At 71.4% G+C, this 8,810-nt stretch carries 9 protein-coding genes; 3 read left to right on the top strand and 6 right to left on the bottom strand.

Annotation, left to right across the window (positions count from 1 at the left end):
- The first annotated feature begins 86 nt into the window (after window positions 1-86).
- Window positions 87-1,166, top strand: a complete 1,080-nt coding sequence (locus WG209_RS08020; RefSeq protein WP_337174506.1) for a YSC84-related protein — start codon at window positions 87-89, stop codon at window positions 1,164-1,166.
- 121 nt (window positions 1,167-1,287) lie between these two features.
- Here WG209_RS08020 and WG209_RS08025 read toward each other — a convergent pair whose 3' ends face one another.
- Window positions 1,288-1,692, bottom strand: coding sequence for a ribosome-binding factor A (locus WG209_RS08025; protein WP_337174507.1), 405 nt, complete (start codon window positions 1,690-1,692; stop codon window positions 1,288-1,290).
- A 459-nt stretch (window positions 1,693-2,151) separates the two neighbouring features.
- Window positions 2,152-2,742, bottom strand: coding sequence for a TetR/AcrR family transcriptional regulator (locus WG209_RS08030; protein ID WP_337174508.1), 591 nt, complete (start codon window positions 2,740-2,742; stop codon window positions 2,152-2,154).
- Between the two features lie 57 nt (window positions 2,743-2,799).
- Between WG209_RS08030 and WG209_RS08035 the strand changes: the two genes are divergently transcribed.
- A complete protein-coding gene (locus WG209_RS08035) occupies window positions 2,800-3,636 on the top strand; it encodes an NAD(P)H-binding protein (RefSeq protein ID WP_337174509.1) in 837 nt (278 codons plus the stop codon).
- Window positions 3,637-3,647: 11 nt separating this feature from the next.
- Here WG209_RS08035 and WG209_RS08040 read toward each other — a convergent pair whose 3' ends face one another.
- From WG209_RS08040 to WG209_RS08055, 4 genes are all read right to left on the bottom strand, one after another.
- Entirely contained in the window at window positions 3,648-4,913 is a 1,266-nt protein-coding gene (locus WG209_RS08040) for an acetylxylan esterase (RefSeq protein WP_337174510.1), read from the bottom strand.
- 183 nt (window positions 4,914-5,096) lie between these two features.
- The gene (locus tag WG209_RS08045) at window positions 5,097-5,408 is read right to left on the bottom strand and encodes a type II toxin-antitoxin system RelE/ParE family toxin (RefSeq protein WP_337174511.1); all 312 of its coding nucleotides are present in this window, start codon (window positions 5,406-5,408) and stop codon (window positions 5,097-5,099) included.
- Window positions 5,405-5,695 (bottom strand): type II toxin-antitoxin system prevent-host-death family antitoxin, encoded by a 291-nt coding sequence (locus WG209_RS08050; protein ID WP_337174512.1) that lies wholly within the window; start codon window positions 5,693-5,695, stop codon window positions 5,405-5,407. Before WG209_RS08050 ends, WG209_RS08045 begins: the two co-directional genes overlap by 4 nt.
- 59 nt (window positions 5,696-5,754) lie before the next feature.
- The gene (locus tag WG209_RS08055; protein ID WP_337174513.1) at window positions 5,755-7,434 is read right to left on the bottom strand and encodes a DUF4038 domain-containing protein; all 1,680 of its coding nucleotides are present in this window, start codon (window positions 7,432-7,434) and stop codon (window positions 5,755-5,757) included.
- Between the two features lie 227 nt (window positions 7,435-7,661).
- On the opposite strand from WG209_RS08055, the gene WG209_RS08060 reads away from it, so the two are divergent.
- Window positions 7,662-8,669 carry a Gfo/Idh/MocA family oxidoreductase gene (locus tag WG209_RS08060; protein WP_337174514.1) on the top strand — a complete coding sequence of 336 codons (1,008 nt, stop codon included), beginning with the start codon at window positions 7,662-7,664 and terminating at the stop codon, window positions 8,667-8,669.
- Window positions 8,670-8,810 lie beyond the last annotated feature (141 nt).

The following is an 8,810-nucleotide window of genomic DNA, read 5'->3' on the forward strand; positions in this document are numbered from 1 at the left end:
TGTAGAAGCCGCCGATGACCCCGCCGCGCCCGCGTCGACGACTCGGGAGCGTGGCGGCCATCGCGAAGGCGCAGCGAGAACAAACCATGACGCGGACCCCGAACCGACTTCGACTCGCCCTGTTGGGCCTGGGGCTTGGCCTGGGCCTGGGACTCGTCGCGCCGACGACGGCGCGGGCGCAGAAGCCGCCCGACGTCGTGATCGGCCAGTCGATCCAGGCGATGAGCGAGGTGACGCGCAACCCCAAGACCGGGATGCCCCGGCTGGTGATGCGCGAGGCCCGGGGGATCGTCATCGTCCCGAACATGTTCAAGGCCGGCTTCGTCGTCGGCGCGCGGTTCGGCCGAGGCCTGCTGATGGTCCGCCAGCCCGACGGCTCGTGGAGCAACCCGGTGTTCATCCACCTGGTCGGCGGCAGCTTCGGCCTCCAGGCGGGCGCCCAGAAGACCGACCTGATCCTGGTCTTCCAGACCCAGCGCGGGCTGGACCGATTCATCAAGGGCCGCGACAAGCTGACCCTGGGCGTCGACGTGGGCGTGGCGGCCGGGCCGGCCGGCAAGCGGTTCGAGGCCGCGACCGACGTGGCTTTGAAGTCGGAGATCCTCTCCTACTCCAACAGCCGGGGCGTCTTCGCCGGCGTCTCGGCCGAGGGGGGGACGCTCCAGATCGACTGGCGGGCGAACATGCACTACTACGGCCGCGCGGTCTCCGTCGGCGAGATCCTGGCCGTCAACAGCACGCTCCCCGTCACGGGCGAGGTCGGCATCCTCCAGGCCCTCCTCTCCGAGAAGACGGCCTACCCGGTCCCCATCGTCCCCGGCCAGGTGATCGAGGACGAGACCATCATCATCGAGGGGGACGCCCCGATCGTCGAGGGCGCGAAGCCCCGGGCCACCGACCGGCCCGTCCGTCCGCGTCCCCGCGTCATCCGGCCCGAGCCCTACGAGGCCGACGACCTGGACCCGCTCCCGGAGGCCCGCCCGGCGCCCCGGACCTCGCCGCCGGCCAACGACGAGGACCTCCCCAGCGCCATCCCCGACCCGCGCCCCGCGCGCCCGGACAACACGCCGCTGCCGGCGAAGCCCCGGGTCGAGCCGAAGCCCATGCCTGATGCCGAGATCGACCCGCTGGACGACATCCCGCCGCTGAACCCGCCGAAGGCGTGATCGCCGCGCCGCTCCCCCGGCGAGCATAAATCGCGAGCCCCCCCCCGGCGGGAGGGGGGACGAAATCGGCCGCCGGATCGATTCCAATCCGGCGGCCGCGACTCCGTCTGGAGCCTCCCCGTCAGCCGGGGGCGGCGGCGATGTGGTAGACCAGCATCGGCGCGCGCTTGCGGGTGACGGCCTGGGCGACCTCGGCGCGGAGGTGGCCGGAGGCGCGGGCCAGGTGGTCCTCGACGCGAGAGAGGGCCTGGTCGTCGTCGCAGGCCAGGGCGACGGACAGCCGGGAGGCGTCCGGCGCGGGCTCGACGTTGACGACTTGCAGGCCCTGCAACACCGGGTCGGCGCAATCCGCGAGGACCTCGTTGAGCGTCACGGCGACTTGGTGGCAGAGCTGCATGGCCTTGCGATCGACCGGATCCGCGAGGCCCACGCCTCGCCCGCCGCGCCGGCGACGAGGCCAGGCGCGGCCCGCGACCTCCGCCGGGGCCAGATCCTCGACCCGGGAGATGGGGGAATGACGTCCCATGATCTTCCTCGTGATTTCTTCGACGGTTACGCGGATGGAATCCCCGCGCGTCCCGACGCCGCGCGGGCGCGGCGCCGGCCCTCGGCGCCCCGGATGACGGGCGCGCGACGGGTCGGACGGGGACGAGGGTTCGGCCCGATGTCGTAACGAATTGCTCGCGCGGGGGGCGTCGTCTCAGCGACGATCCGCGGAGGGACGGAACGGAGCGATCGGGCCCGACGATTCAATAGGGCGGGAGTGGAAAGTCATCGTCGGCCTCCTTCGCGTGAGGAAAGGAGAAGTGGCGTCACGGCCGATCCGCGGCGATCGCGGTCGGGCGTACAGGCTATTCTAGCCCCGTGTCCGGACCCCGGCAACACGGTCTTACCCGACGCGCCGAGCCGGGCCGAGGTTCGCGCCTGGGGGCTCTTCCCGGCGCCGCGGACCGGGCCGAAGAACCCGGTGCCGCCCCGCGCCCGCTCACGAGGCCCCCAGCATGCCCCGGATGGTCCGGCCCAGTTGGGCGGCCAACTCTTCCGGGGATAGCTCGCCGCCGAGCCAGGTGGACCGGCCGGCGGCGAGCATCTGGCACGCGCCCGAGATCAGCAGGCCGAACGCGACGTCGGCGTCGAAACCCAGGCCGGGGTCCGGGTCGCCGAACGCCTCGCGGATCTGGGCGATCCCCCGGGCCCGGCCCTCGCGCAGCGCGGCCAGCGTCTCGGCGTCGAAGGTCGGCAGCCGCAGGAGCACCTGCACCGTCGCCGGACGCCTCGCCAGCGCGGAGACCGTCGCCGCGGCGCAGGCCGCGAACCGATCCCGCGCCGACTTCCCCCCCGGCGACCCGGCCAGCTCCAGCAGCTCGGCGGCCGAAGGCATGAACGATTCGCCCGCCGCGTACGCCGCGATCAGCCCCGGCAGGCCGCCGAAGTAGCGGTAGACGAGCGCCTTGTTCGCGCCCGCGCGCGCCGCCACCCCCTCCACCGTCGGCGATCGCCCCGCCGCCAGCTCGTCCGCCAGCGCCGCCGCGAACGCCCGCTTCGTCGCCTCCCGGCTCTTGTCCTTCGCGTTCATGGCGATATAGTAACGCGTCCGTTACTATCCTAGAAGGCCGAGTTCGGGGGCGGGTCCATGTCCGAGGTCTGCTTGATCCTGGGGGCGACGGGGGAGGTCGGCCGTCGCGTGGTCGCCGCGATGCGGGCGCGGGGGCTGGCGGTCCGGGGGGCGTCGCGCGCGCCGGAGGGGCCGGGGATGGTCCGGTTCGACCTGCTCGACCGGTCGACTCACGGACCGGCGTTCGAGGGGGTTTCGGCCGTGATGCTGATCTCGCGCCCGGGCGATGAGGAGGCGCGCGTCCACGCCGCGCCGGTCGTCGCGGCGATGGCCGCGGCGGGCGTGCGGCGGGTGGCCACGCTCTCGGCGCTGGGGGCGGGGCGCCGGGAAGACTTCTCGCTCCGCCGGGTGGAGCGGCTGGTCGAGGGGTCGGGGATGGCGTGGACGCACGTCCGGCCCAACTTCTTCATGCAGATGCTCGCCCGGCCGCCGCTGAGCGCCGAGGTCGCCGCGAAGGGGACGCTGAGCCTCCCGCTGGGGGACGCCCGAATCGCCTACGTCGACGCCGAGGACGTCGCCGCCGTGATGGCCCGCGCCCTGACCGACGACGCCCTGATCGGCAGGGCGGTCGACGTCAACGGCCCGGAGTCGTTGGGCCACCACGAGGTCGCCGCGACGATCGCGAGGGCGGCCGGGCGCGACGTCCGCTACGTCGCGCTCGACGAGGACGAGGCCCGCCGCCTGATGGAGCGACGCGGCTTCCCGCCGGCCCAGGTCGGCCGCGTCCTCCGCTTCTACGCGCTGGCCCGCGAGGGCTGGTGCGCCGCGGCCGACGCCGAGGTCGCCGGGCTGCTCGGCCGGCCGCCGCGGACGTTCGACCGGTTCGCCGCCGCCCACGCGTCGGCCTGGCGTTGAGGTCGCCGGGCTCAACGCGGCGTCAGGTGGACGTCGGCGAAGTCGAGGAAGGCGTCCCAGTCCGACGGAGTGACGTCGTGCTTGCCGGGGCGGTGGCGATAGCCGATGGTCCCCTTGCTGAGCGAGTCCTCGGTCGCGGCGGGCCATTCGGAGAGGAGCAGGCCGTCGGTGCCCAGCAGGCGATAGACCGGGTCGGCGCCCTGGGCCGCGAGGAATTCTCCGCGAGGGTCGGCCCAGCGGTCCTCCTCGGCGCTGCTGACCAGGACGGGGCGGGGGGCGATCAGCGCGATGAGCTGGTGCTGGTCGACGGGAAGCCCGTCCACGTCGTCGGAATACTGCTTGTAGTTGCCGCAGAACCAGTGCGGGAAGTTCCTGTTGAGGTCGGCCACGGTCTCGCCGAAGTTGCGGCGGGCGAGCGACGCGCCCCCCTCGCCGGAGTTGTTGGAGATGACCATCGCGAATCGCTGGTCCTGGGCGCCGGCCCAGAGCGACGTCTTGCCGAGCCGCGAATGGCCCAGCACCGCGACGCGCCTCGCGTCAACCTCCGGCGTCGTCTCCAGGTAGTCGAGCGCCCGGCTCAGGCCCCAGGCCCACGCGCCGATGGACCCCCACTGGTCGGCGTCGGGCCTCGTCTGGCCGGGGCGATAAAACAGCGGGTGGACGCCGTTCTGGAAGCCGTCGTCGAAGTCCGGGTCGATGTCGTTGTAGCAGGCGGTCGCCACCGCGTAGCCGCGCCCGACGACCTTCTCGACGCACCAGCGATCGGCCGTGCCCCCGCGGCCCCCCTCGGTCGCGCGATGGTCGACCACGGCCTTGCCCTGGCCCTCGCGCATCCAGGAGGTCGGGAGCCGGACGTCCGGGTCATGCGACACGGAGTGGTTGCCGTCGAAGTTCAGCCCCAGGAAGGCCGCGGCGGGCTTATCCTTCGAGGCGTCCTTCGGCAGGAAGACCAGGAGGTCGATGTGGGGGGCGTCCGGCCCCTCGCCGAACCTGATCGTCACCTCGCGCCGGACGGCCTTGCCCCCCAGGGCGTCCGGGTTTTCCGAGACGACCTCGTACACGACGGGGAGGGGTGCCTCGGGCTTCGGGGTCTTGCCGTAGACGTGGGTTTCGAACAGCCGGAGCAGTTCGGGCCGGCGGGTCTTCGCCCACAGCTCGGCCGACGTCACCTCGCGGCCCTCGGCCGTCCGGAGCGGGTCGGGGAGCGTGTACGGCCCGACCTTCGCCTCGTCGTAATTCGCCCGGGACTGAGCCCCGACGTCCCCCGCCGTCGCCATGACCAAGCCCCCCGCGACAAGACCTTGAACCAGGCACATCCGCAAGCGCGACCAAATCTTCATCATCGCTCCGCACTCCCCGGCGCGCGAGTCGCGCCACGCTCGATCATGCCCCAGGCGCGAGCACGCCGCAACGGGGGGCGGGAATATGTTGAAGGATTTCGAGGATGGCCGGCTCCCCGATCACATCTCCAACGTCCCGCGGGATGAGTGGTGAATGTAGAGGACGATCACCTCATCGTCCTGGACCGTGTAGAGGATGCGGTATTTGCTCTTGCGCTTCCCATACATGGCCTCGCGGAGCGGGACGTGGTGATCCTCGCTCTCCATCGCCGTGGGGTGAAGCCAGGGATGACCCGCCAGCTTCTCGATCTCGTCGAACAAGCCGATGTACCACCGGTCCGCGTAATCCCGCGACAAGTTCGCCGTCATCCAGGAATGGATATCGTCGGCGTCCGTCAGCGCTCGCCGGGCGACGCGCACGCGGTACTTCACGCCTGGATCCCATGCTTCTTTCGGGCGTGTTCCTTGAACTCGTCCAGCGACACGGTTCGCCCGGCCTTCAGGTCTTCGATGCCCTCGCGGAGCCCCTCGAACACACGGGCCGCCTCTAATTGCTCCCGAAGCTTCTGATACGAGGCGGCGTCTTGGACGACGAGTTCCGCCTTGCCATTGATCGTTAGGACGATCGGCTCCCCGGTTTCGCGCAGTTGCTTGAGGAAGTCCGGCGTGCTTTTCTTGAAATCCGTCAGGGACTGGATATCGCGGCTCAGATCGAACATGGCACCCCCTGGAATCGAATGAGAACCGAATTCGATTCTTCGCCAGGCTTCCCCAGGAGTCAACCCTTCGGCGTCACCACCACGGCCCAGTCGTGGTCCCCATCGGGGGGGGAGATGGTCGCCGCGCCATCGGGGGTCGCGGGGAGGGGGACGGGGTCGGCGGTGGTCCCGGAGACGGGGTCGAACCAGCGGAGTTCGAACGCCTTCTCCGCGGGGAGGCCGGTCAGCCGCGCGGCGCCGGGCTTCAAGATGTAGATGAGCCGCGAGCCGTCCGGGGTGGCGACGCAGAGCGGTGCGGGGGCCTTCTCGGCGGGGTCGGCCCAGGCGACGAGGTCGGGGCGGGGCTCGAAGCGGTCCCAGCCGGGGATGGAGGTGATGAGCCTGGCCGCGGCGGCCAGTTGGGACGAACCGGGGAGGGACATGGCGACGTCCCAGGGCGTCGTCCCCCAGTTGTTGCCGGCGGGGGAGTTGCCGTAGGGGTGGTCCTTCCGGTTCACCTGCCAGACGCCGTTCACGCCGTAAGTGTGCCCGGCGCACCCGCTCGCGACGACGTGCGACCAGAACGCCTTGCGGGCGTCGGCGTCGGTGAGGGTGGGGTTGATCTCCAGCGCCTCGTAGCGGGCCTCGCCGCTGATGACGGGCATGGTCGGCATGGCGTCCCAGCCCTGCGAGGCGAGCGCGGCGTGCCCCTCGGGCGGGGTGCCGTGGCCGGTCTGCTGCATGTCGAAGTCGAGCACCGCGGGGTCGGTCACGCTCTCCCGCGCCGTGCGCGAGGGGTGGGTGGTGACGAGCCGATGGAACGGGTCGATCTCGCGCAGGTAGGCCGCGACCTCGGTCCAGCCCCGCTTCTGGCGCTCGGAGTCCTCCGCCTTGGTGTTGGAGAGGTAGAACGGCATGGTCGTCTCCCCGGCGACGCACCAGACGACGGGGTACGCCCCCCACCGCGCGACGAGGTAGCGCCAGTGCTGCTTCATCCTCGCCTCGCCCAGCCAGGGGAGGTGGTAGCCCCACGCGCCGACCACGCAGGGGGTGAGCCCGCGCTCCGCGAGTTCGGCGATGCGACGGTCGGCGGCGTCGAAGTAGGCCGGGTTGATCCGGGCGTAGTCAGGCTCCCAGGGGAAGCCGGCCTCGTTGCGGCCGCGGGGGTCGAACGCGGGCATGTCGGGATAGAGCCCGGCGACGATCTGGACGACGTTGAACCCCTTGGCGACGCGGTCGTCGACGAGCCTACGGAAGTCGTCCGGGAACGCGAGCCGCTCCGACAGGCCCATCCACCAGGTGTCGCCGAGCCAGAAGAAGGGGGTGCCGTCGGCGTGAGCGAAGTGGCGGCGGTCGTCGGCCGCCCGGACGGGGCCGTGGCGGAGCAGGGGATTGTCCCCCGCGTAGGGGACCACCTCCACCGCCCCCTCGACGCCGTGCAGCGCGGCGTCGTCGACGTCGGCGCATTCCGTCCGATAGCGATGGACGCCGGGCGTCCGGCCGGAGTAGCGGACCTTCCACGTCGAGCCGCCGGCCCAGAACGCCGGGACGCGGAACGTCGCGCCGTCGGGCGCGGTGAAGACCACGTCCAGCGCGACGTCGTGGAACGGGTCCGGCCGGGCCTTCCTCGATTCGAACGAGATCTCCGCGACCTTGCCCGCCTCGACGGGCGCGGCGGCGCGGGCGAGTCCGGCGAGCGCCACGATCGTCCCCAGGAACAAGACGGGCGCGATCCGCCCGCCGATGATTCGAGTCGCCATCGCGCCCCCCTCGGTCCCGGAACATCAACGCATGTTGAACACCGAGCCATCGATACCGCGCCCGACGGGGCACGGCAAGTCCCGGGCGCCGTCGTCGACTCGCGCAAGGCGCGCTTGGATCGACGCGCCGTGCCTGGTATCCTGGTTGGACTTTCCGAACGGTGGCGCAGCCCTCCCCTCGGCCGCCGTGTCGCATCCACCCCCGCGAAATATCGAAGGACGCCGTCATGATTCGGGTCGGGATCGTCGGTCTTGGGTTCATGGGCCGGATGCATTATCGGTGCTGGAAGACGCAGCCGGGGGCGAAGATCACGGCCATCTGCGAGGCCAATCCCAAGGTATTGTCCGACATCGGCGGCGCGCCCAAGGGGAACGTCCAGGGGGCGGCCGACCACATCGACCTGACGGGCATCCAGACCTTCACGGACTTCGACGCCCTGCTCGCCTCCGGGACGGTCGACGCGATCTCGCTCACCCTGCCGACGTTCGTCCACCCGGACGCCACCATCAAGGCGCTGAAGGCGGGCGTGCACGTCCTCTGCGAGAAGCCGATGGCGCTGAACCCGGCCGAGTGCGACCGGATGGTCGCCGCGGCCGAGGAGACGGGCAAGATCCTCCAGATCGGCCACTGCATCCGGTTCTGGCCCGAGTACGTCGTCGCCCGCGACCTGGTGAACTCCGGCGAGTACGGCAAGCCGATCGCCGCCAGCTTCCGGCGGTTCAGCACCGCGCCGAACTGGAGCCCGGACAACTGGTTCGCCGACGAGTCGCGCTCCGGCGGCCAGCCGCTGGACCTGCACATCCACGACACGGACTATATCCACCACCTGTTCGGGATGCCGTCCGCCGTCTCCAGCATCTCCGACCCGCCGCAGGCGTACATCTCCAGCCAGTACTTCTACCCCGGCGGCCCGGCCGTCGTGGCCGAGAGCACCTGGCGGATGGCGCCCACCTTCGGCTTCGAGATGAGCTTCAACATCGTGCTGGAGCGGGCCACGATCGTCTACGACTGCACCCGCGCCCCCGCCTACCGCGTCTGCCCCGCCGAGGGCGAGCCGTTCACCCCCGAGCTGCCCGCCGGCGACGGCTACACCCGCGAGATCGACCACTTCGCCCGCGCCGCCGCCGGCGAGAAGCTCGAGCCCGTCGTCACCCCGTTCCAGTCCCGCGAGACCGTCCGCCTGGTCCTCGCCGAGAAGGAATCCGCCCGCGAAGGCCGCCGCGTGACGCTCTGACCGCGACTCGGAGGGCGCATGAGCGGGACGACCCTCGAACATCTGGGCAAGCTGGCCGCCTTGCACGCCCGCGGGGTGATCACCGACGAGGAGTTCGCGACTTCCATCCTCCTCGACTGGGTCGAGGACGTCGACTTCCCG

It is taken from the genome of Paludisphaera sp., from assembly GCF_037189885.1.
GTDB lineage: Bacteria > Planctomycetota > Planctomycetia > Isosphaerales > Isosphaeraceae > Paludisphaera.

Coding starts and splice junctions, on each gene's coding strand:
- WG209_RS08020 (WP_337174506.1), top strand. CDS start 87: ATGACGCGGACCCCGAACCGACTTCGACTCGCCCTGTTGGGCCTGGGG.
- WG209_RS08025 (WP_337174507.1), bottom strand. CDS start 1,692: ATGGGACGTCATTCCCCCATCTCCCGGGTCGAGGATCTGGCCCCGGCG.
- WG209_RS08030 (WP_337174508.1), bottom strand. CDS start 2,742: ATGAACGCGAAGGACAAGAGCCGGGAGGCGACGAAGCGGGCGTTCGCG.
- WG209_RS08035 (WP_337174509.1), top strand. CDS start 2,800: ATGTCCGAGGTCTGCTTGATCCTGGGGGCGACGGGGGAGGTCGGCCGT.
- WG209_RS08040 (WP_337174510.1), bottom strand. CDS start 4,913: ATGGCGACGGCGGGGGACGTCGGGGCTCAGTCCCGGGCGAATTACGAC.
- WG209_RS08050 (WP_337174512.1), bottom strand. CDS start 5,695: ATGTTCGATCTGAGCCGCGATATCCAGTCCCTGACGGATTTCAAGAAA.
- WG209_RS08055 (WP_337174513.1), bottom strand. CDS start 7,434: ATGGCGACTCGAATCATCGGCGGGCGGATCGCGCCCGTCTTGTTCCTG.
- WG209_RS08060 (WP_337174514.1), top strand. CDS start 7,662: ATGATTCGGGTCGGGATCGTCGGTCTTGGGTTCATGGGCCGGATGCAT.